The sequence below is a fragment of the Methylogaea oryzae genome (genome assembly GCF_019669985.1).
GTDB classification, from domain to species: domain Bacteria; phylum Pseudomonadota; class Gammaproteobacteria; order Methylococcales; family Methylococcaceae; genus Methylogaea; species Methylogaea oryzae.
This window is the reverse complement of the sequence record NZ_AP019782.1, coordinates 3,115,549-3,137,249: the sequence shown is the minus strand read 5'-3', so window position 1 is coordinate 3,137,249 and position 21,701 is coordinate 3,115,549. Positions and strand designations below refer to the sequence as shown.

Here is a 21,701-nt window from a genome sequence, read left to right as displayed (position 1 = left end):
TTAGCGGGGAGCGCTCGCCAAGCTGTTACAATGTCGCGGCAGCCCGCTGCTTCCCCGCCTACTCCGTTCCCCAGGTTAAAACTCCCCCGTGACGACTACCGATTTTTCGACCCTGCCGCTGCCGCCGGCCATGCTGGCCAATCTGCAATCCCTAGACTACCGCACCATGACGCCCATCCAGGCGGAGAGCCTGCCCCACATCCTGCAAGGCAAGGACATGATCGCCCAGGCGAAGACCGGCAGCGGCAAGACTGCCGCTTTCGGCATCGGCCTGCTGTCCCAACTGGACGTGGCGGATTTTTCCGTGCAGGCCCTGGTGCTGTGCCCGACGCGGGAGCTGGCCGACCAGGTGGGCAAGGAAATCCGCCGCCTGGCGCGCTTCACCCACAACGTCAAGCTGCTGTCGTTGTGCGGCGGCGCGCCGCTGGGGCCGCAGTTCGAATCCCTGGAGCACGGCGCCCATATCGTGGTGGGCACGCCGGGACGGGTGCAAAAGCATTTGAGCAAAGGCACGCTGCAACTGGACCGCTTGAAAATCCTCGTGCTGGACGAGGCCGACCGCATGCTGGACATGGGCTTCCACGACGCCATCCTGTCCATCATCGCCACCACCCCCAAGCGCCGCCAGACCCTGCTGTTCTCCGCCACCTATCCCGGCACCATCAAGCAGATGAGCGCCGCCATCCAGCAACAGCCGGTGTCGGTGAGCGTCGAGTCCCTGCACAGCGGCAGCCAGATCGAACAGCTGTTCTACGAAATCGAGCGGGACGCCCGGCCTAAGGCCCTGGCCGCCTTGCTGGCGCACCACAAGCCCGAATCCACCGTGGTGTTCTGCAACACCAAGCAGCAATGCCAGAAAGTGGCGGACGAACTGGACGCCCAGGGCTTTTACGCCCTGGCCCTGCACGGCGACCTGGAGCAGAAAGATCGCGACCAGGTGCTGGTGCGCTTTTCCAACAAAAGCTGCTCGGTGCTGGTGGCGACCGACGTGGCCGCCCGCGGGCTGGACATCAAGGATTTGTCGGCGGTGATCAACTTCGAGCTGTCGCCGGACCCGGAAGTGCACGTCCATCGCATCGGCCGCACCGGCCGCGCCGGCAAGCAAGGCTTGGCCTTGAGCCTGTACTCGGCTTCCGAAGCGCCCAAGGTGAACGCCATCGAGGCCTATCAGAAAAGCCCGGCGGTATCGCAATCGCTGGGCTCGCTGAGCGCCGCCGTCGCCACCGAGTTGCAGCCGCCCATGGTGACGCTGTGCATCGACGGCGGCCGCAAGAATAAAGTCCGTCCCGGCGATATCCTCGGCGCCCTCACCGGCGACGCCGGCATACCCGGCAGCCAGGTGGGCAAGATCGATATTTTCGATTTCAGCGCATACGTGGCGATCGAGCGCTCCATCGCCGACAAGGCGCTGCGCCGCTTGTCGGCGGGCAAAATCAAAGGCCGCAATTTCAAGGTGCGGCGGTTTCGTTAGGCCGCCTTCGTGCTAGACTTGTACGGCAAACAGCACAGGTCTCTCCCATGCGCGTAATAAATTTTTCCGAGGCCCGAAACAACCTCAAGAACGTCATCGATCAGGTCATCGACGATGCCGATTACACCGTGATCGCCCGGCGCGACGCGCCCGACGCAGTCATGATGTCGCTCGACACGTTCAACAGCCTGATGGAGACCGTCCACCTGCTGAAGTCTCCCGCCAATGCCGCCCATCTGGCCCGCTCCATTGAGCAATACCGCCAGGGCAAGTTGACCGAGCAAAATCCGATCGATGCCTAGCCGCATCACCTGGACTTTGGCCGCCCGGGAAGACTACCAATACTGGCAAGGACAGGATCGCAAGACCCTGAAGCGGATCAACGGCCTGATCCAAGACTGCCTGCGCGAACCCTTCGACGGCATCGGCAAGCCGGAGCCCCTCAAGGAAAACCTGTCCGGCTTTTGGTCGCGCCGTATCGATGAAACCCATCGTCTGGTTTATCGAGTCGATGGCGACGATTTGGTCGTTATTGCTTGCCGTTATCGCTACGACTAACCACCATCGGCTACCGGGACCCATTGGCTATATCCCGCCCGCCGAAGCTGAGGCAAACGACTACCGGCAGATTGCCAAGCAAGCCGCCATCGCGGCGTAACTTAAACCCAACTGCCTCCAGGAAGCCGGGGCGGTTCAGGAGGTAGTCCAAAGCTGCGCAAAGGCGCGAAGCGCACCATTCGCGAGCGATGCGCTTTCCTACGTTAAGCTCGTCCGGAGGCCTTGCTGTTAGCGCTCGGCTTTGAGCAACTCGGCGGCAAATTCGATTTGCGCCTTGAATTCCGGCATGGTGGGGATTTTCCAGGTTTTCCTGGTGACGTGCCGCAGCAGGTTGTTCAGCCACGGGCGGTTGGCCTGGGCCTTGCCCAGCTTGATGCGGTGGGTTTGGCCGTCGCTGATGATGGCGAAATCCTCCAGCAATACCTCGATGATTTCCGCTTCGCCGTGCAGCCTGACTTTGGCGTAGGCCTTGCGGCCGTCTAGGTCCAGGTTGAAGTCCAGCAGCTTGGCGATGCCGCGCAGCACCACGTTGGCGCCCAGCAATACCATCGCTTTGGGCGTCCATTTGATCGCCATTTTTATCAAGCCGATTTTGTAGCTCATCGTTGGTCTCGTTTAGTGGTTGGCAAAGATCTGTTGCGTCGCTTCCCTGCCGAACGCGGGAGCGATAAGCCGTGCTCGCGCAGGGTGCGGCGTTGCGGGATATCGCGGAAGCGCGGCCTGGTGTCGATGCCGCCCGGGAGGGAAGGGGCCGCTGTCGCGCGGGGACGGTTGCTCAGTTGATTTTACCCGTTGGCGGAAAAGCGGGCCAGACAAGGCCGGCGCTGGCTCGCGGACGAGGCATTACGACCGGTGGCGCGGATGGCGCTTGCAAAGTCCGGCGCCTCCTCGCGCCCAATGCCGTTGAGCTAAGCCGCCATGCCAGCGGGGGGCGCGTAGCGGGGGGACCGGCATCCCAGTGCCAGGCTGCCGGCAGCGCCCGCCTTTTCACCGTCCATGGTAGGTGATATCGGGGTTTGTCGCTTCCATTTGCCGATGCATCATCTGTTGCTGCCAATACAGCTGTTCAGGGGTGGTAGCGGCCCCCCGGGTGCGCGCAATGCGCTTAGCTTCTTGTTCGATTTGCATTCTCGCTCTGGCGAGTTCTTCCTTGGTCACGGGTTTAACCGTCTGGGCTTGATACGGTTTGACCTCTTGTGCCACGAACGGTTGAACGCCTTGGTCCGAACGCTGTTGCGGAACGCGCTGAGCTTGGTATGGCTGAATCTCTTGGGCTTGGTAAGGTTTTATCTCCTCCGCCTGCACGAACGCGGGCGCAACCAGCAGCAGAATAATCAGGCTTCTCATAAAACAACCCCAATTTTTTAACGAAATCGATCTTGGATATCGCCCCGTCAAAATCGAATAGCGATTTTTCGAGGCACGAGCCGGCAACGATGCTCGGAGGCCGCCGCGCGTCGGCCGGGTTGAGTCGGCGCAACCCGGCAATGGCGCTGAGGCCGCATGCCGGTTCACTTCAGCGGCAAATACACGTCAGTGATCATTTCTTCCTCTCGCACACTCGGCCCGACGTTGACATAGTGGAAGAACATTGGGAAATCCCCAAGCGACTCGCCGCTCCGAGGCAACCACTGCTCGTACAAGTAGGCCGCGGCCTGGTTGTTCGAGCGGGCGCCAACGTCGCGCGCGCGGGCGCATCGGCCGCCGCGAAGTACCTTGTTGGTGATGCCATAGGGATTCTGGCCGACATCTTCTTCAATGGAAAGGCAAAAATCGACGCGATGTTCGGACGGCGGTGTGGTGCGCGGGTCGGTGTAGTGAACGCCATAGCTTCGATACTTCAACGGATCCCGCAAACCATTCTCCAGTTTCCAGGCGACCAGCTTTCGTACAGTGTCGTGCTCGAGCGACGGCGATCCGCGATGCTCAATGGCGGCAACCTTCGTCTCGGGGAATAGGACGATCTGGACATCCATAATGGGCGGCTCTACGTCAATTCCGAAAATTAACTCTGTTTCTATTTTTTCGAGTATCGGTGTCGGCTGGTAGGCTGGGTTGAGTCGGCGAAACCCAGCGATTGGGTAACCTCTCTTGCCGGGTTTTTGCTGTCGCTACGATCCAGCCTAGGGACCGGGCTTTGGCAAAGCCAGGCGCGGTGGCGACGTAAGGATGCACGGCATCGCGAGCCATGCGCTTCCCTTCGTTTAGCGCATCCTGCCCGGCATCCGATTAAAGCGCTGCCTTGTCTCGCTGCAATACTTCCTTCAAATACCGCCCGGTATGCGAGGCGGGATTTTCCGCGATTTGCTCCGGCGTGCCTTCGGCGATGATCAATCCGCCGCCGTCGCCGCCTTCCGGGCCTAGGTCCACGATCCAGTCGGCGGTCTTGATGACGTCCAGGTTGTGCTCGATGACGATCACCGTGTTGCCGTGGTCGCGCAGCTGGTGCAGCACTTGCAGCAGTTGCTGGATGTCGTGGAAGTGCAGGCCGGTGGTGGGTTCGTCGAGGATGTAGAGGGTGTTGCCGGTGTCGCGTTTGGACAGTTCCTTGGCGAGCTTGACGCGCTGCGCTTCGCCGCCGGACAGGGTGACGGCGTTCTGCCCCAGGGTGATGTAGCCCAGGCCCACGTCCATCAGGGTGCGCAGCTTGCGCGCCACGGGCGGGACGGCGGAGTAGAAGGCGAGGGCGTCTTCCACGGTGAGGTCCAGCACTTCGTGGATGGTTTTGCCCTTGTAGCGCACTTCCAGGGTTTCGCGGTTGTAGCGGCGGCCTTTGCACACGTCGCAGTGGACGTAGATGTCCGGCAGGAAGTGCATTTCCACCTTGATGACGCCGTCGCCCTTGCAGGCTTCGCAGCGGCCGCCCTTGACGTTGAAGCTGAAGCGGCCGGGGCCGTAGCCGCGCGATCTGGCTTCCGGCACGGCGGCGAACAGGTCGCGGATCAGAGTGAACAGGCCGGTATAAGTGGCCGGATTCGAGCGCGGCGTGCGGCCGATGGGGCTTTGGTCGATGTCCACCACTTTGTCGAAGTGGTTGAGGCCTTCGATGGCGTCGCAAGGCGCGGGGGAGGCGGAGGCGTTGTTCAGTTCGCGGGCGGCGGCGCAGTACAGCGTGTCGTTGATGAGGGTGGACTTGCCCGAGCCGGACACGCCGGTGATGCAGGTGAGCAGGCCCACCGGGAAGCTGGCGTCAACGTTTTTCAGGTTGTTGCCGTGGGCGTTGCGGATGCGCAGTTGTTTCTTCGGATCGGGCAAGCGCGGCTCGCGGCCCGGCACGTGGATGGACAGCCGCCGCGACAGGTATTGGCCGGTCAGCGAGTCGGCGTGGGCCATGATGTCGCCGGGCGTGCCCTGGGCGACCACCGCGCCGCCGTGCACGCCGGCGCCGGGGCCGATGTCCAGCACGTGGTCGGCGGTGCGGATGGCGTCTTCGTCGTGTTCCACCACGATGACGGTGTTGCCCAGGTCGCGTAGGTGGATGAGGGTGTCCAGCAAACGCTGGTTGTCGCGCTGGTGCAGGCCGATGGAGGGCTCGTCCAGCACGTACATGACCCCCACCAGGCCGGCGCCCACCTGGCTGGCGAGACGAATACGCTGGGCTTCGCCGCCGGAAAGGGTGTCGGCGCTGCGGTCCAGGGTGAGGTAGTCCAGGCCGACGTTCACCAAAAACTGCAAGCGCTCGCGGATTTCCTTGACGATCTTGGCCGCCACTTCGCCGCGCCGGCCGGGCAGGTCCAGTGTGTCGAAGAAGTCCACCGCGCGGCGTATGGGCAGGGCGGTCAGCTCCGGCAGCGTGCGTTCGGTGACGAACACGTGGCGCGCGGCGCGGTTGAGGCGGGCGCCGCCGCATTCCTGGCAGGGCTTGCTGGCGAGATAGCGGGCCAGGTCCTCGCGCACGCTGGCGGAGTCGGTCTCCCGGTAGCGCCGTTCCATATTGGGGATGACGCCTTCGAAAGTGTGGCGCTTCTTTTGGAAGCCGCCGCTCATGGTCGGCACCTTGAAGTCGATGGCCTCCCGGCCGCTGCCGTAGAGGATGACGTCGCGGATGTCCTTGGGGATCAGGCCGAAAGGTTCGTCCGGGTCGAAACGGTAGTGTTCGGCCAGGGACAGGATCAGGTAGTAGTAATAGGCGTTGCGCTTGTCCCAGCCGCGCACGGCGCCGCCGGACAGGCTCAGGTCGTGGCCGGCCACCACCAGGTCGGGGTCGAAAAACTGCTTGATGCCCAGCCCGTCGCAGGTGGGGCAGGCGCCTTTGGGGTTGTTGAAGGAGAAGATGCGCGGCTCCAGCTCGCTCAAGGAATAGCCGCAGTGGGGGCAGGCGTATTTGTCCGAGTAGACGATTTCGATGGGTTCGTCGTCCATGGACACCGCCATGGCCATGCCGTCCGCCAGCTTCAGCGCCGTTTCGAAAGATTCCGCCAGGCGCGTCGCCACGTCCGGGCGGATCTTGAAGCGGTCGATCACCGCTTCGATGGTGTGTTTCTTCTTCAGGTCCAGGGGCGGTGCTTCGTCCAGTTCATACACCTTGCCGTCGATGCGGGCGCGGATGAAGCCCTGGCCGCGCAAATCCTCCAATACCTGCAAGTGCTCGCCCTTGCGCTCGCTCACCACCGGCGCCAGCAGCATCCAGCGCGAATCCTCCGGCTGGCTGAGCATGTGATCCACCATCTGGCTGACGGTCTGCGCCTCCAGCGACACGCCGTGCTCCGGGCAGCGCGGCGTGCCGGTACGGGCGAACAGCAGGCGCAGGTAGTCGTAGATCTCGGTGATGGTGCCGACGGTGGAGCGCGGGTTGTGGGAGGTGGATTTCTGCTCGATGGAAATGGCCGGCGACAGCCCTTCGATGTGGTCCACGTCGGGCTTTTCCATCATGGACAGGAACTGCCGCGCGTAGGCCGACAGGGATTCCACATAGCGGCGCTGGCCTTCGGCGTAGATGGTGTCGAAGGCCAGGGAAGACTTGCCGGAGCCGGACAGGCCGGTGATGACGATGAGCTTGTCCCGGGGCAGGTCCAGGTCGATGTTCTTCAGGTTGTGGGTGCGGGCGCCGCGTATGCTGATAGTGTCCATGGGGGGCCGACGGCAGTGGTGAGTAACCGCGTAATATAAGCGCCCGGCGGGCGGCGATGCAAAGGCGGTTTCGCCGCCGGATCGGACTGCCGCCGGCTGCGGACGGCGCTATGCGGACGCTCGCGGCGACGGTTCTAACGAGGAAAATATGGCTGAAAGCATCAATCTCTATGGCGACCGGCGGCTTGCCGCCGGCGGCCACGGCATCGACGTGGCGTCGCAGCGAGCCGACGACCTGGACTTGATGGCGGTGGAGCAGGTGCGGGCATTGGTGGAGCGGGGGCGCGAGGCGGCGGCCCTGGACGTGGGTTGCGGCCACGGCGGGCAGGCGGCGCGCCTGGCGCGGGCCGGCGCGCGGGTGATCGCCATGGACAGCGGCGATTACCGCGAGCAGGTGGCCGCCTCCATGCGCCGGGCGGGCGTCGAGACTGGCTGGGCGTTCCGCCGCGTCTCCGTCGAGGACCAGCCCGAACTGGGGCCGTTCGACGTGATTGTCTGCCAGCGCATGATCCACTACCTCCGCCACGACGCCGCCCGGCGCGCGCTGCGATGGTTGTTGCGGCAGGCCAAGGACGGGGGACGCTTGTTCCTTTCGTCCTCCGGCATGGATTCCGAACTGGGCGACGGCTACGCCGGCCGGGCTTTTCCGCCGGAATCGCGTTTTTTCCCCTTGGCGCCGGCCATGGCGGAGAAGCATGCCATTCAGCCGCCCGTGTGCTTGTACCGGCAACCGGAGTTGGCGCGCTTGGTGGCGGATGCCGGCTGGCTGGTCGAGCGGGCGTTCCTGTCCGCCTTCGGCAACGTCAAGATCGTCGCGTCGAAGGGCGTGAGCGGTTGAGGCGCCGGCCGGCGCGGCTATTCAATCGGTTCCTGCGCTTCGCGTCCGCCGGGACGGTGTCTGTCCATCACCGCATCCAGCCGGTCGTTGGTGATGTCCGGATTGGCCTGCTGCAAGCAGCTCAGCAAAACCGCCTTGTTGGAATGCACCCGCTCGGCCGTGGGCCGTGTTCCCTGCGGCGCCGGTTTGACGTTGTTGAAACACGCCACGAATTGCTCCGGTGCGATATTGAGCTCGCGGGCCACTTTGTCGACGGGGCGCTTGGGGTCGTTGGGCAGGAAGGCTGGCTCGGCGAGAACGCCGCTCGATAGGCCGACAATGCCGGCGAGCAGGATGATTTCGGTTGTTTTCATGGGATTTCCGTCGATTCGGTAGACCTTTGATGCCAATTTAGCGATGCGCGCCCGGCTGGCAATGGGCCGACTCAGGGCCACGCGCCTTCTTCGCGGCAGTCTTCCACATACAAAACCCCGTTCCTTTGGTCGTTCGGCACATAAACCTGTATCTCGGGCGTTTTGCCGTAGTTTTTCCCGTCGGGGCAGCTGACGCTCTGCGTGGTTCCCAGAACGATTTCCGCGCCGGTTTTGATCCGGCAGCTTATCAAGCGATCCAGCGCGCTCCAGTCCGGGCAGATGGCGTTTTTCGCCCGATAGTCGTCCTTGCCGCCGCTGGGGCGGGCCAAGGCCCACCAGCCGCCGTAGGCCGACCCCGGTCTGCCGCTGTCGTAGACCCGAAATACGGCGACCGGCGCGGTAACGGCGAACGACTTCGCCGCGCACACGCCGCCCTTGCCGGATTGTTGCTGCGCTTTCGCCAATAATCCGTTGTTGTGGGTTTCGGCCAAGCCGGCGATCGTCTCGGGGACTTTGCCGAGACAGGCCGCACCGTCCAGGCCCAGTTCGGCGACGCTGGGTTTGCCGGCGATTTCGGCGCAGCCGGAAACGGCGAGCAGCGCAAGGTAGGCGAGAATTCGGGGGGACGACATAAACTATTCCTTTCAGTCCGTGGCGGTTTGCCGGCGTTAAGCTAGCATTGCGCCCAGCGCCTGTCTGTAGTCCTGGGCTTACAGCTCGCCGGCGGCGTTCGGCCGCCGCCTTGCCGCGTTCCCAACCGTTCCGGTGGCAGGCGTAACCTGCTACCATAAGCGCCATGCGAAGCTGTCGCGGGCTGGCCGTTCGCTTGGCTTCGCCCTCTCCCGCCCCGTCGTTGCATCCACTCGTAATTACGTCGAATGAGTAGCCGCTTGAAACCCGCGCACCGTACGGGCGACGCCATGACCTCCACGGAGTGGCGCGCCAGTCTTAGTTTGGCCGGCATCTACATGCTGCGCATGATGGGCTTGTTCCTGATCCTGCCGGTGTTTTCCCTCTATGCCCGGCAGTTGCCGGACGCCACGCCGTTCCTCATCGGCCTGGCCATCAGCATGTACGGCCTGACCCAGGCCGTTTGCCAAATACCGTTCGGTTTGTGGTCCGACCGGGTGGGGCGCAAAAGCGTCATCACCATCGGCCTGATTCTGTTCGCCGCCGGTTCCGCGGTGGCGGCGGTCAGCGATTCCATCTACGGCATCATCGCCGGCCGCGCCATCCAGGGCGCCGGCGCCATCGCGGCGGTGGTGATGGCCCTGGCGGCGGATTTGACGCGGGAAGAGCACCGCACCAAGGCCATGGCCTTGATCGGCGTGAGCATCGGCATTTCCTTCGCGCTATCCATGGTGGCGGGGCCGGTGCTGTCCGGCTGGGTGGGCATGGGCGGCTTGTTCTGGCTCATCGGCGGTTTGGCTTTGCTGAGCCTGGTCGTATTGCACGTGTTCGTGCCGACGCCGGTGGTGAGCCGTTTCCACCGCGACGCTCAGGCCAATCCGGCCCAGTTCGGCGTGGTGTTCGCCGACCGGGAGCTGTTGCGGCTGGATTTCGGCATCCTGGCCCTGCATTTGATCCTGATGGCGCTGTTCGTGGTGACGCCCGTGGTGTTGCGCGACGCGCTGCACATGGAGAGCGCCAGCCACTGGCAAGTGTATTTGCCGGTGTTCGTCGGCTCCATCTTCACCATGGTGCCCTTGGTGATCGTGGCGGAGAAGCACCGCCGCATGAAGCCGGTGTTCCTGGCCGCCATTGCCTTGCTGGCCATCGCGGCGGCGGGCTTGGCGCTGCTGCCGCCGGAAACGGTGGCGGTGGTGGGCTGTCTTTACCTGTTTTTCACCGGCTTCAACCTGCTGGAAGCGACGCTGCCGTCCCTGGTGTCGAAAATTGCGCCCGCCCATTTGAAAGGCACGGCCATGGGCGTGTATTCCACCTCCCAGTTCCTCGGCGCGTTTTTCGGCGGCACGGGCGGCGGCTGGATATACGGCCGCTTCGGCATCGAATACGTCTACCTGGCCTGCGCGGCGGTGGCCCTGTCATGGCTGCTGGTGGCGGCTTTCATGCGGCCGCCGCGCCATCTGCGCAGCCGGCTGGTGCATCTGGGCGACATCAGCCCGGAGCGGGCGGCAGCCGGCTCCGCCAAGCTGGGCGCCATCGCCGGCGTGGCGGAAGCCGTGGTGGTGGCCGAGGACGGCGTGGCCTATCTGAAGGTGGACGGCGACAAGCTGGACGAAGACGCCTTGCAGGCGGCGGTGGTGGAATTGAGTAAGATATAGGCTTTAGCTGGGAGCGGCTCTTGGCCGCGACGTTCGTGCATCCACACGTCGCGGCTAAGCGCCGCTTCTACGCAGGTACAGACAAGTTGCCGTTTTAAATCACAACGCGGGGAGCAGCATGGCAAAAGGCACACTGAACAAGGTCATCCTCATCGGCAACCTGGGGGCCGATCCGGAAGTCCGTTACATGCCCAACGGCGGCGCCGTGGCCACCCTGCGGGTTGCTACCACGGATGCCTGGAAGGACAAGCAGACCGGCCAACAGCAGGAGCGCACCGAGTGGCACCGGGTGACGTTTTATCAGCGCACCGCCGAGATTTGCGGCGAATACCTGCGCAAGGGCAGCAAGATCTACGTGGAAGGCCAGTTGCGCACTCGCAAGTGGCAGGATAAGGACGGCCAGGATCGTTACACCACCGAAATCGTCGGCGACCAGATGCAGATGCTGGACGGCAAGGGCGGCGGCGGTGGCGGCGGCGGTCGCGAATCGGACGATTACGGCGCGCCGTACAGTCCGCCGCAGCCGCGATCTTCCGGCAACCGTGCGCCCCAGGGCCGTCCGCAAGCGCAAGCTCCGGAGCCCGGCTTCAGCGGCGGCTTGGACGATTTCGACGACGATATCCCATTCTAAGCTGCGGGAAATTCGCAAAAGGCCGCCCAGCGCGGCCTTTTTTGCGGCCGCTTTCCGGCGGCGGAATTGGACTATGGTTAGTTTGCCCCGCGCTCAAGGCCGGTGCCGGTTCTTCGGCGCGTCCCAGCCATTCCCCGCAGGAGAAAACCATGTTCGCTTTCTCGCCCCATTCCGCCCGGCCTTGGCCGGGCGTCTCGATTCTGGCGTTGCTGGCCGTGCTGGCCGGCGGTTGCGCCCAACAGCCGCAGCCGGCGTCCCAGCCGGCTCCGGTGGCGGCCGTTACCGTGGACGGCAAAGTGGCGCTGGCCGCGCTGATGGCGCTGACCGAAAGCCATTTGCAAAAGCTGTCCGACGATTTGCAGGGCTTGGCGGCCGGCGGAACCGGCCGCTGGCCGCAAACCCGCGAGCGCTTGGCGGCCGTGGCGGGGCGCAATGTGGCGGCGGCTTATTGGTTCGCCTGGCCGGACGGCTCCTATGCGACGTTGGACGCCGGCCGCGCGGAAGGCAATTTGGCGGATCGGCCCTATTGGCCCAAGCTCATGGCCGGGCAGGCGGTCATGGGCGATTTGGTGGTGAGCAAGTCCACCGGCAAAAACGTCGCCGTCGTCGCCGTGCCGGTGCGGCGGCGGGATGGCGGCGTGGCGGGCGCGTTCGGCGCTTCGGTTTATTTGGACCGCCTCAGCGAACAGTTGAAACAGGAAATGGGCCTGGACGGCGGCGCCGTGTTCTACGCCGTGGACGGCACGCCCAAGGGCGCTTTGCACCACGACAGCCAGCTCATCTTCACCGAGCCGAAAAAGCTCGGCGCGGAACTGGGGCCGGCGTTCGACGACATGTTGTCCCGCGAGGAAGGCGTGGAAACCTACAGCTTCCACGGCCAAGCCCGCACGGTGCTGTTCCGCAAATCGGCCAAAATCGGCTGGTGGTTCGCCTTTGGGCGGCTTGGGGAAGATAGCCGCTAGGCGATGGGCGAAGACCGTGATTGGTAAGGACGCGCCCGACGGCATCCCGATATTCGGCTGCCGTTTCGGGAAGAAAGCGGTGTTTCACCGCAGCGGTGCGCGTGCTTCCTTCGCGACTGCCCCGCCGGGAATGGCTTGCGCTTGGCCGGCGTCGTATCGGGCCGCGCGTTGGGCGGGTTCGTCGCCCTCTGCTCGACGGGGAAGCCGAGGGCTTTGTCACAAAAACCGTTTCAACGATTCTCCCGATTATTGATCAGTTCCTCCACCACGCCCGGATCGGCCAGCGTGGAGGTGTCGCCCAGTTCCCCCAGGCTGTTGGCCGCCACTTTGCGCAGGATGCGGCGCATGATCTTGCCGGAGCGGGTCTTCGGCAGGCCCGGCGCCCATTGGATCAGGTCGGGGGTGGCGATGGGGCCGATTTCTTCCCGCACGGTGTTGATCAGTTCTTTTTTCAGCGCTTCGCTGGGGGCCACGCCGGTTTTCAGGGTGACATAGGCGTAAATGCCTTGGCCTTTGACGTCGTGCGGGTAGCCTACCACGGCGGCTTCCGCCACGGCGTGGTGCAGCACCAGGGCGCTTTCGATCTCCGCCGTGCCTAATCTGTGGCCGGAGACGTTGAGCACGTCGTCCACCCGTCCCGTGATCCAGTAATAACCGTCCTTGTCGCGGCGCGCGCCGTCGCCGGTGAAGTATTTGCCCTTGTAGGCGGAAAAGTACGTGTCGATGAAACGCTGGTGGTCGCCGTACACGGTGCGGGCCTGGCCCGGCCAAGGCCGGTCGATGCACAACACGCCCTCGGCGGCGCCTTCCAGGGCATTGCCCTGGCCGTCGACGATGGAGGGCACCACGCCGAAGAAGGGCAGGGTGGCCGAGCCCGGCTTGGTGCGGATGGCGCCGGGCAGGGGGGTGATCATGATGCCGCCGGTTTCCGTCTGCCACCAGGTGTCCACCACCGGGCAGCGGGCGTCTCCCACCGTGTGGTAATACCACTCCCAGGCTTCCGGGTTGATGGGTTCGCCCACCGAGCCCAGCAGGCGCAGGCTGGAGCGGTCGGCCTTTTTCACCCAGTCGTCGCCCACGCCCATGAGGGCGCGGATCGCCGTCGGGGCGGTGTAGAAGATGTTGACCCGGTGCTTGTCCACCACCTGCCAGAAGCGCCCGGCGTCGGGGTAGGTGGGCACGCCTTCGAACATCAGCGTGGTGGCGCCGTTGCACAAGGGGCCGTAGACGATGTAGCTATGGCCGGTGACCCAGCCGACGTCGGCGGTGCACCAGTAGATGTCGCCGTCGTGGTAGTCGAAGATGTATTTGTGGCTGATGGCGGCATGCAGCAAATAGCCCGCCGTGGTGTGCAGTACGCCTTTCGGCTTGCCGGTGGACCCGGAGGTGTAGAGGATGAACAGCGGGTCTTCCGCGTCCATGGATTCGGCCGGGCAGTCCGGCGAGGCCTGCGCCATGGCTTCGTGATACCAGACATCGCGGCCGTCGTGCCAGTCCACCGCGGCGCCGGTGTTCTTCACCACCACCATGTGCTTGACGCCGGGGCACTCGGCCAGGGCGGCGTCGGCGTTGGCTTTCAAGGGGATTTGCTTGCCGCCGCGCCGGCTTTGGTCGGCGGTGACCAGGAACCGGCAATCGGCGTCCTGGATGCGGCTGTGCAAGGCTTCGGCGGAGAAGCCGCCGAACACCACCGAGTGGATGGCGCCGATGCGGGCGCAGGCCAGCATGGCTACCGCCGCTTCCGGGATCATGGGCATGTAAATGCAGACGCGGTCGCCCTTGGCCGCGCCGAGCGACTTCAGCGCGTTGGCGAAGCGGCATACTTCTTCGTGCAGCTCGCGGTAGGTGATTTGGCGGTCCATGGCCGGGTCGTCGCCTTCCCAGATAATGGCGACTTGGTCGCCCCGCGCAGCCAGGTGGCGATCCAGGCAGTTGGCCGCCACATTGAGCTTGCCGCCCTCGAACCAGCGGATATGCCCCTTGAAGAAGTCCGATTCCAATACCTTGCCGAACGGTGCGTCCCACTGCAAAAACGCCTGGGCCTGCTCGGCCCAGAAGGCTTCCGGCTCGGCGATGGAGCGCCGGTACATTTCCTCGTAACGGTCGGCGGAAATATGGGCGCGTTGCGCCGTTTGGGGCGGGATGTCGTAGATTTTTTCTTCGTGGGACATGTCGGCTACCGGTCGGGTTAAGCGGCAAGAAGCAACGGGCGCGGCGATCAATCCTCGTGGCGCACGCCCAATTCTTCGTCGATGCGGTCTTCCACCACCTTGTCCAGCCACAGGGACCAGACCTGGTAGGCCAAGACCAGCAGCACGCCGGCGCCGCCGGACCATACCACGATGGCTTCCTGGTCCGTCAGCAGGAACACGGCGGCGAAGCAGCACATCAGCCAGACGAAAATCAGCGTGTTGCGCAGCTTTTCCAGCTTTTGCTCGTTGGCTTCGCTATAGAGCCATTCCAGCTGCTGGCGGCGCTGTTCGCTGTGGCCGGCGGAAGTTTTTTTATTGCGGTTGCGTTTGCTCATGGCTGCCTTATCTTGATTGCAAGGTTGCGGAATACGGGGATTTAAGCAAATCCGGCCGCGCGCGACAAAGTTTAACCGGTTTAGAGAGGCGTTGATGCTCACCCGTTACGACCAAGTGCCGCCCTATGTCACCAAAGACGGCTCGGAAATCCGCGAATTGATGCATCCGTCGCTGCACGCCAGCCGGCAGCAAAGCCTGGCGGAAGCCAGCGTGCCGCCCGGGGCGGCGACCTTGTTGCATCGGCACGGAAAAACCGAAGAGCTGTACCACGTTACCCACGGGCGAGGGCGCATGACCCTGGGCGACGGGCAGTTCGACGTGGGGCCGGGCGACACGGTATGCATTCCGCCCGGCACGCCCCATCGCATCGCCAATGTGGGTAACGAGCCGCTGCGCTTGCTGTGCTGCTGCGCGCCGGCCTACAGCCATGAGGACACGGAATTGCTGGGGGAGCCGTGACGCTTGCGTCCCGACCTGTTGGCGCAAGGCGCTGAGGGGGATTTTCGGCGCCGGGGCGCTCGGCGGCAAAAAGAAGGGCCTCAACCGCTGGCGGCGAGGCCCTTCGTTAGGCGTTACCGGCTTACGGCCGGGGACGAGCGCTTAATCGTCGTCGTCGTGGTGCCGGTGGTGATGATGGTGGTGGCGGAACCCCGGCGGTGCGTAATAGTTTTGCCCGCCCGGGTAGCCGCCGTTGCCGTAATACACCGGATTGTTGTAACCCCGGTTTCCTGTCAGGTTGGTTAGCGCCTGTTGCAGCAGATAAACGGCATTGCCGTTGCCGCCGTATTGAGGCGGCGGCGCCGGGTAGTAAGGGGCGGGACCGCCGCCGTAGTTGTAATAGGCGTTGGCGCCGGGATCGCCGGCGTATCCGGGGCCATACCAATCCGCCTGAGCGCTCAGGCTGAACGCGAACAAAGCCGAACCCACGACGAAATAACGACGCAAGGACGTAGCCATGTGTATACCTAGTCTTCCGGGAAAAGTCCCGACGACAGGCTAGCACGGCGCGAACCGGCGCACCTTGATTCGCATAACACTTTTCGCGGGCGGCTTTATTCGCCTTCGGCTTCGGTTTGCCCGGCGAAACGGCGGGTCAGCGCCGTGTAAACCGTGGCTGGATAGCGCACCAGGGCGGAAACCCGGGCCTTGTCCAGCAGCGAAGCGCCCGTCACCGCCGCCATGTCGAAGACGCAGTAGCCCGCGGCGATGCCGCTGGGGGGATTGGCCTGGGACAAGCCGAACACCGGCATGTGGGTGGCCCAGGCCCAGGTGCCGTAGTGGGTGCCCACCAGTTCCAAATAGGTGGTGATGAAAAACGCCGCCACGTACAGCAGCCGCGCGCCGCCGAACAGGATGAAGCCCACCAGGATTAGGAACAGCGCCGCGCCGCCCACGTCGCCCCGCTCGGCGAACCATACGCCCCAGGTGGCCCAGGCCGCGCCGCTGAGGATGGCGAGGCAGGTGAGCAGGCGCGCATGCCGTCGGAACAGCGCGCTGCGGGCCAGCACCGCCGCCGCCAGATAGATCATGCCGTGGGCCGCCGGCACATAGGCCGGCACGTTGTCGAAACGATAAATGTAGATGTGCCAGTTGGGCGCGAAGTAATACTCGCAAGCCGTCGCCACCAGCATCACCACCACCACCTGCACGCGTATCTCGGCGGGTTCGCCTTTCAGCAGCAGCGCCAGGATGATCCAGGCGCCCGCGCCCAGCAGGTTTTGCAGGGTCAAACTGGCGTCGGAATCGAGGAACAGGCCGATGGCGCCGGCGGCGCAGACAACGGCGGCGATGGCCAAGTCGCGGCGGCTGTGGCTGATGGCCGCCCTTAGGGTTTGAGTTGCGGAAGACATGTAACGAACGATACTCCGATGGTTGCTGCTTGCTGCGGGGCTCAAAACAAATCGATGCGCTCCGGCTTGCCCTTGGGCCAGAGCAGATTGGCCGGCGGTTCCTTCAGTTCGCAACCGGCGTTATAAAACGGTCCTTTCAGTTTCACCCAGCCGGGGCCGGGGGATTTTTGCGCACAGAACGTGCTGCCGTCCACCTTGCTTTGCCAAAGATACCACGGGGCGGATGCCGCGTGGACGGCGGCGGCGAACAGCAGCGACAGGACGAGGAGGGTTTTCATGGCGGTAGTCCGGGAGTGCGTCGATGGGGCGGAAGCGAACCGGTCTTTCCCATTGTAGATCGGCTAGACTGGCCGCCAAGCATGATAGCCCATCTTGCGGGGGCGCCGCCGGGAGCGCGGGCGTCCCGCCCGCCCGCTCGCAGCGCCGAGTTTCCGGCTCCGGTCGGCCACGATGGCCGCGCTCCCTGGGGCGGCCGCATACGGGCCGGATTTGTGGATAGGGGACCCGTTGAAATTCGCTTTGCCACCCAATCTTTTGCTTGAAGCCGGCGCCGCCTTGCTGTTCCTCGGCGCTTTGTCGCAGCAATACCCGCGATTGCCGGACGCCGGCGCCCAGGCGTTGCGGGAGCTGGCCGAGCTCGGCTATCGCGTGCCCGGCGCCGAGCAGCCGTTGCGGGTCTATCCGGCCGCCACCGGCGGCGAATTCAGCGCCCGGCACGGGGCCGGCTGGCGGCCGGGGGCCATTTATTTAAGGCCTTCGCCCCAGGGCGATTTCGGCATGGGCGTTTATTTGCGCCACGAGCTGATGCACGAGGCCAGCTTCCTCACCTGCGGCGGCAAACTGCCGCTGTGGGCGGAGGAGGCGGCGGCCATGGGATTCAGCGGCGAATTGGCGGCGCCGTCCGCCGCGACACCGCCCACAGCCGCGGCGCTGGAGCGCTTGCGGGTTGCCGTGGGCAATGGCTCGTCGCTGGATGACGCCGATCGCCGCGTGCTGGCCGGGCTGATCGCTGCCAGCGGCTGGCCGACGCAGCCCTGCGCCGTGTCCAAATCCGTCGAAAAGCTGTTGGGCGCGCCTTTCGCCGAAGGTTCGGCCCGTTTTTCCTACGTGCTGATGAGCCAGCTGTCCGGGCGCGTGTTGGAATCGGGCGGCGACCTGCACACCCGTTATCCGCCCGGATCCCTGCTGAAAATCCCATACGCCGCCGCTCTGCGCGAGGCTGAGCCAACTGCCTTGGGCGAAGAGTTGGCCGCCAGCGACACGGCCAAGCTGCTGCGGCGCAAAGCGGCCTTCGATTCGGAGCGCTATCGCTTGCTGTTGGCGACGGTGGCGGGCGCGGCGCCGGGGCAGGCCGTTCCGGCCGGGCAATCGGCCCGCGCCGACGAGGTTTTTTGGCGGCGCTACCTGGGCGAGCGCGGCGAGGACGGCGGTTTTCCCTACCAAGCCAGCTTGCCGGAGCTGGCGGCGGCCATGCGGGCCGCCTTGCTGTCCAATCCGGCGGTTTTCGCCGGGCTGGCTCGCAACGGCGTTTCGCCCCTGTCGACCTTGTACCGGGAAGACGCGGCGGACAAGCAGGTGTTGGCCCGCATGCACGCCCTGGCCAAGACCGGCAGCGTGACCGATCCCGCCGGCAAGCCGCTGGTGGGGCATTTGCTGGTGGCTTGGCCGGCGGACAATCCGCTTTACTTGGCCCTGTTCCGCCAGGTGGGCGGCAAAGGCGCCGGCAATCTGCACGCCGCCGCGCCCTATTTGGCCGAATGGGCGCGGCGTTATCCGCCGGCGTTCGCCAAAGTGCGGGTGCGGCTGATGACGCTGCTGCCGCGCTCGGCCTGGGAAATCCGCGACGACTGCCCGGCTTTCGACGGCGTTCCCCTGGACGGCTGGACACCCCGCATCAGCCTGTGCGGACGGTTTCGCCTGGTCTCCTCGGCGCGGGGCAGTCTGTCCGAACGGCTGGTGACCGGCGTGTTGCGGCAAGCGGAGCGGGACGGCGCGACGGTGTTGGAGACGGACGCGGAAACCTATGCCGACGCCGTGCTGGCGGCGGAAGCGGATCGGTTGTCCGGCCAGGCGCGGGCCGCCTTGCGCGCCGTCATCGTCTGGAACGGGACGCACGGCGCCCATCGCCACGGCGACAGCGGCTCCCTGTGCGACCACACCCACTGCATGGTGTTCCAAGGCGCCCCCGCCGACCGAGCGCCGCCGCGGGCCGGCCGCAGCGAGGCCAAGCTACTGGCCCTGCTGGACACTCTGGCCGCCGCGCAAAACCTGGATTGGCTGCCCTTCGCCAAGGGCGGCGACGAACGCTGGCAGCGGCGGCTGCCCACGGCGCAAGCGGTTTCCACCCTCAAAGAATCCCAAGTGCTGGACTTGCGCCGCGAACGCCGCCGCGACGGCGCGGTGTTCGTCCACCTGTGGTACGGCGACAGCGAAGAAGTGCTGCCCTGCGAAACCTTCCGCGCCGCCTTCGCCCTGCCGTCCTGCCCCGACGCCATCCAGCCCGCCGAAGGCGGCGCGGCCTGGCGGCTGGAAGGCGTCGGGGCCGGCCATGGCCTGGGACTCTCCGTCAGCCGCGCCAAAGCGCTGGCCGAGTCGGGAACGGACGCGGCAGGGATTTTGCGGGATGCCTATGGGGCCGGGCGGTCGCCGCTGGTGGTTCCGCCTTGAGACGGCTGCAAGGTGCGCGGCAATGGGGTGGCGGGTTGATACCGTTTTCGCCGCCAAGCGGAAGCCGCATACGACGGTTGATAGGGGCTTCGGGGGTTGAGGGCACCGAAGCCCAGGCGCACCGGTTCCAAATTGTGGCCCGCCAAGTGTCCTGAGTTTGTCTGCCCGCCCTTCACTCGGGCGGTGGTTGTATTCCGCCCCGGCTGCCTCTACAGTTCGTCGCTTTCCATACAGGGAAGGCAGTCCATGTCCCAAGCCACCATGGCGGCGCGCATCGAGCGCCTGCCGTTGTCTTCGTTCCACAACCGCTTCGTCGGCCTGATCGCCCTGGGCGGCTGGTTCGATTTCTACGACATCTTCATGATGGCCTACATCGGCGCGGCCATGCAGCATTCGGGCTTCATCAGCCGCGACGAGTTCGGTCTCATCATCGCCGCCGGGTTTCTCGGCATGTTCGTCGGCACGGTGGTATTCGGCATGGGCAGCGACCGCTTCGGGCGGCGCACGGCGTTCGTCTGGATGCTGCTGATTTATTCCGGCTTCACCCTGCTGGGGGCTTTCGCCCAGGACGCCTGGAGCTTGATCGTGCTGCGCGCCCTGGCCGGGGTGGGCATCGGCGCGGAGCTGGTGGTGATCGACACCTATGTGACGGAAATGGTGCCGAGCCGGGCGCGCGGACGTTACGTGGCGATCACCCAGGTGGTGGGGTTCACCGCCATTCCCATCGTCGCCCTGCTGGCCTCCCTGCTCGTGCCCACCCATTGGCTGCTGGACGGCTGGCGCTGGGTGATGGTGATCGGGTCGCTGGGATCGTTGCTGGTGTGGTACCTGCGGCGCAACCTGCCGGAGTCGCCGCGCTGGCTGGAAATCGCCGGCCGCCACCACGAGGCGGAGTGGACCATGCGGCGCATCGAGGCGAAAGTGGAGAAAGCCATCGGCCGGCCCTTGCCCGACGCGTTGATCCTGCCGGTGCAGCCGGCCCAGGCCATGGCCTGGCGCGAGCTGTGGCGGCCGCCTTACCGCGGCCGCACCCTCATGCTGATGGTGTTCCACTTGTTGCAAACCATCGGCATTTACGGCTTCGCCAACTGGGCGCCGACCTTCCTGCTGGCCCAGGGCAAGGGCTTGGGGCAATCGCTGGAATACGGTTTCTGGATCGCCTTGGTCAGCCCCATCGGCCCGCTGCTGGCAGTGTGGACCACCGAGTATTTCCAGCGGCGCAAGGCCATCGTGGTGTTGGCCCTGTTGATGGCGGCCAGCGGCATGATCTTTCCGTTTTCCGAGTCGGGGGCCATGATCGTCGCCGCCGGGGCGTTGCTGACCACCTTCAGCTATTGGTTTTCCGCCTTGCTGCACGCTTACCAGGCGGAACTGTTCCCCACCCGCGCCAGGGCCACCGGCGTGGGATTCACCTACAGTTGGAGCCGCTTGAGCGCGATGTTTTCCACCCTCATCATCGCCGCGCTGCTGAATCACGGCGGAGTGCTGGCGGTGTTCCTCTTCATGGGCGCGGCCATGGTGGGCGTGGCGCTGGTGGTGGGGTTGTTCGGGCCGAACACCAACGCGGTGGTGCTGGAGGATGTGTCGGGGTAGGCGCTTCAGGCGCGGCGTCCGCGCCGAACGGTGTCCTGGAAGCGGCGTTTTCGGCCCCCTCGTCCTGCGGGAAATGTCGTTAAGTTAGCGCTTGTTGGTGGGTTCCCTCTCCCTGCGGGAGAGGGCAGGGTGAGGGGGCTTACAGGCCGCGGCCTTTTATTCCCCCTCACCCCAACCCTCTCTCGCTGGAGAGGGAGCCGGAGGGCTGAGGGATTAGCCGATCAGGAAAGTCATCTTGATGCCGGCCACTTCCAGCACGTCGTATTCCTTCAGGTGCACGGCGCGGTTGCCGATGAACTCGCCGTTGACGGTGCAGCTGGCCGCGCCTTCCACGTGGCTGATGTAGTAGCCGTCCGGCTTGGCGCTGATGGCGGCCACTTGCACGCCTTTTTTGCCGAACATGGTCACTTCCTTGGTGAAGGTGAACTCCCTGCCGGTGTCCTTGCCGCTGAGTATGGCGACTTTGGCGCGCGGGGGATGGGCCGGTTCTTCCGGCGGGGGCGGGGCCGGTTCGGGTTCCGCCGCCGGTTTGGGCGCGGCGGCGAAGGGGCTGCGGATCATCACGGTGCGGCTGAAGGGGTCGTCTTCTTCATCCGCCGCGGCGGCCGTCCCGCCGACGAATTTCAATTCGTGTTTGCCGATCAACAGCACGTCGCCGTCCTTGAGGGCCTGCTTGCTGATGCGCTGGCCGTTGACGAACGTGCCGTTGGTGCTGTTCAGATCCTCCAGAAACGACTGGTTGTAGAGGGTGTGCAGTACGGCGTGATGGCCGCTGACCGCCAGGTTGTCGATGTGGATGTCGTTGTCCGGTTTGCGGCCGATGGTGACGTGTTCTTTGTTGAGCGGGAATTCGGATAGCTCCTTTCCCTGTAGACTGAGTACCAGTTTCGCCATG

The 21,701-nt window shown here is 64.9% G+C and carries 22 protein-coding genes; 10 read left to right on the top strand and 12 right to left on the bottom strand.

Annotated elements, in window-relative coordinates:
* The first annotated feature begins 88 nt into the window (after positions 1-88).
* From dbpA to K5607_RS13845, 3 genes are read left to right on the top strand one after another with little or no spacing between them, the layout of a single operon-like run.
* Positions 89-1,471, top strand: a complete 1,383-nt coding sequence (gene dbpA, locus K5607_RS13855; RefSeq protein ID WP_054772997.1) for an ATP-dependent RNA helicase DbpA — start codon at positions 89-91, stop codon at positions 1,469-1,471.
* Positions 1,472-1,518: 47 nt separating this feature from the next.
* The gene (locus K5607_RS13850; RefSeq protein ID WP_221047363.1) at positions 1,519-1,773 is read left to right on the top strand and encodes a type II toxin-antitoxin system Phd/YefM family antitoxin; all 255 of its coding nucleotides are present in this window, start codon (positions 1,519-1,521) and stop codon (positions 1,771-1,773) included.
* Positions 1,766-2,029, top strand: coding sequence for a Txe/YoeB family addiction module toxin (locus K5607_RS13845; RefSeq protein ID WP_054772996.1), 264 nt, complete (start codon positions 1,766-1,768; stop codon positions 2,027-2,029). Before K5607_RS13850 ends, K5607_RS13845 begins: the two co-directional genes overlap by 8 nt.
* A gap of 228 nt (positions 2,030-2,257) precedes the next feature.
* Here the strand turns inward: K5607_RS13845 and K5607_RS13840 are convergent, their stop codons facing one another.
* The 4 genes from K5607_RS13840 to uvrA all read right to left on the bottom strand — a co-directional run bounded on the left by K5607_RS13840 (position 2,258) and on the right by uvrA (position 7,099).
* Positions 2,258-2,632 (bottom strand): hypothetical protein, encoded by a 375-nt coding sequence (locus K5607_RS13840; RefSeq protein WP_054772995.1) that lies wholly within the window; start codon positions 2,630-2,632, stop codon positions 2,258-2,260.
* Between the two features lie 384 nt (positions 2,633-3,016).
* Positions 3,017-3,376: a hypothetical protein gene (locus tag K5607_RS13835; RefSeq protein WP_054772994.1), complete on the bottom strand. Its 360-nt coding sequence runs from the start codon at positions 3,374-3,376 to the stop codon at positions 3,017-3,019.
* 164 nt (positions 3,377-3,540) lie between these two features.
* The gene (locus K5607_RS13830) at positions 3,541-4,005 is read right to left on the bottom strand and encodes an AraC family transcriptional regulator (RefSeq protein WP_054772993.1); all 465 of its coding nucleotides are present in this window, start codon (positions 4,003-4,005) and stop codon (positions 3,541-3,543) included.
* Between the two features lie 253 nt (positions 4,006-4,258).
* Positions 4,259-7,099: an excinuclease ABC subunit UvrA gene (gene uvrA / locus K5607_RS13825; protein WP_221047362.1), complete on the bottom strand. Its 2,841-nt coding sequence runs from the start codon at positions 7,097-7,099 to the stop codon at positions 4,259-4,261.
* A gap of 148 nt (positions 7,100-7,247) precedes the next feature.
* Here uvrA and K5607_RS13820 point away from each other — a divergent pair, with 148 nt between their 5' ends.
* Positions 7,248-7,937, top strand: coding sequence for a class I SAM-dependent methyltransferase (locus tag K5607_RS13820; protein WP_221047361.1), 690 nt, complete (start codon positions 7,248-7,250; stop codon positions 7,935-7,937).
* A gap of 17 nt (positions 7,938-7,954) precedes the next feature.
* Here K5607_RS13820 and K5607_RS13815 read toward each other — a convergent pair whose 3' ends face one another.
* Positions 7,955-8,290, bottom strand: a complete 336-nt coding sequence (locus tag K5607_RS13815) for a hypothetical protein (RefSeq protein ID WP_054774580.1) — start codon at positions 8,288-8,290, stop codon at positions 7,955-7,957.
* 71 nt (positions 8,291-8,361) lie between these two features.
* A complete protein-coding gene (locus tag K5607_RS13810; protein WP_054774581.1) occupies positions 8,362-8,922 on the bottom strand; it encodes a hypothetical protein in 561 nt (186 codons plus the stop codon).
* 288 nt (positions 8,923-9,210) lie between these two features.
* On the opposite strand from K5607_RS13810, the gene K5607_RS13805 reads away from it, so the two are divergent.
* From K5607_RS13805 to K5607_RS13795, 3 genes are all read left to right on the top strand, one after another.
* Positions 9,211-10,575: an MFS transporter gene (locus K5607_RS13805; protein ID WP_221047360.1), complete on the top strand. Its 1,365-nt coding sequence runs from the start codon at positions 9,211-9,213 to the stop codon at positions 10,573-10,575.
* A 118-nt stretch (positions 10,576-10,693) separates the two neighbouring features.
* A complete protein-coding gene (ssb, locus tag K5607_RS13800) occupies positions 10,694-11,206 on the top strand; it encodes a single-stranded DNA-binding protein (RefSeq protein ID WP_054775044.1) in 513 nt (170 codons plus the stop codon).
* Between the two features lie 149 nt (positions 11,207-11,355).
* Positions 11,356-12,168 carry a PDC sensor domain-containing protein gene (locus K5607_RS13795; RefSeq protein WP_221047359.1) on the top strand — a complete coding sequence of 271 codons (813 nt, stop codon included), beginning with the start codon at positions 11,356-11,358 and terminating at the stop codon, positions 12,166-12,168.
* Between the two features lie 230 nt (positions 12,169-12,398).
* Here K5607_RS13795 and acs read toward each other — a convergent pair whose 3' ends face one another.
* Together acs and K5607_RS13785 are read right to left on the bottom strand one after the other, a co-directional pair.
* Entirely contained in the window at positions 12,399-14,339 is a 1,941-nt protein-coding gene (gene acs, locus K5607_RS13790) for an acetate--CoA ligase (protein WP_221047358.1), read from the bottom strand.
* A gap of 47 nt (positions 14,340-14,386) precedes the next feature.
* On the bottom strand, positions 14,387-14,695 hold the full coding sequence (locus tag K5607_RS13785; RefSeq protein WP_221047357.1) for a hypothetical protein: 309 nt from the start codon (positions 14,693-14,695) through the stop codon (positions 14,387-14,389).
* Positions 14,696-14,789: 94 nt separating this feature from the next.
* Here K5607_RS13785 and K5607_RS13780 point away from each other — a divergent pair, with 94 nt between their 5' ends.
* A complete protein-coding gene (locus K5607_RS13780; protein ID WP_054774255.1) occupies positions 14,790-15,155 on the top strand; it encodes a cupin domain-containing protein in 366 nt (121 codons plus the stop codon).
* Positions 15,156-15,296: 141 nt separating this feature from the next.
* On the opposite strand, the gene K5607_RS13775 is transcribed toward K5607_RS13780, so the two are convergent.
* The 3 genes from K5607_RS13775 to K5607_RS13765 form a co-directional block, all read right to left on the bottom strand.
* Positions 15,297-15,653, bottom strand: coding sequence for a hypothetical protein (locus K5607_RS13775; RefSeq protein ID WP_054774254.1), 357 nt, complete (start codon positions 15,651-15,653; stop codon positions 15,297-15,299).
* Positions 15,654-15,748: 95 nt separating this feature from the next.
* Complete coding sequence (locus tag K5607_RS13770) at positions 15,749-16,546, bottom strand: hypothetical protein (protein ID WP_221047356.1); 798 nt, start codon at positions 16,544-16,546, stop codon at positions 15,749-15,751.
* A 41-nt stretch (positions 16,547-16,587) separates the two neighbouring features.
* Complete coding sequence (locus K5607_RS13765; RefSeq protein WP_054775085.1) at positions 16,588-16,824, bottom strand: hypothetical protein; 237 nt, start codon at positions 16,822-16,824, stop codon at positions 16,588-16,590.
* Between the two features lie 256 nt (positions 16,825-17,080).
* Here K5607_RS13765 and K5607_RS13760 point away from each other — a divergent pair, with 256 nt between their 5' ends.
* Positions 17,081-19,213 (top strand): hypothetical protein, encoded by a 2,133-nt coding sequence (locus tag K5607_RS13760; RefSeq protein ID WP_246598865.1) that lies wholly within the window; start codon positions 17,081-17,083, stop codon positions 19,211-19,213.
* A gap of 246 nt (positions 19,214-19,459) precedes the next feature.
* Positions 19,460-20,806 carry an MFS transporter gene (locus K5607_RS13755; protein ID WP_221047355.1) on the top strand — a complete coding sequence of 449 codons (1,347 nt, stop codon included), beginning with the start codon at positions 19,460-19,462 and terminating at the stop codon, positions 20,804-20,806.
* A gap of 213 nt (positions 20,807-21,019) precedes the next feature.
* On the opposite strand, the gene K5607_RS13750 is transcribed toward K5607_RS13755, so the two are convergent.
* Complete coding sequence (locus K5607_RS13750) at positions 21,020-21,700, bottom strand: FHA domain-containing protein (protein WP_221047354.1); 681 nt, start codon at positions 21,698-21,700, stop codon at positions 21,020-21,022.
* Position 21,701 lies beyond the last annotated feature (1 nt).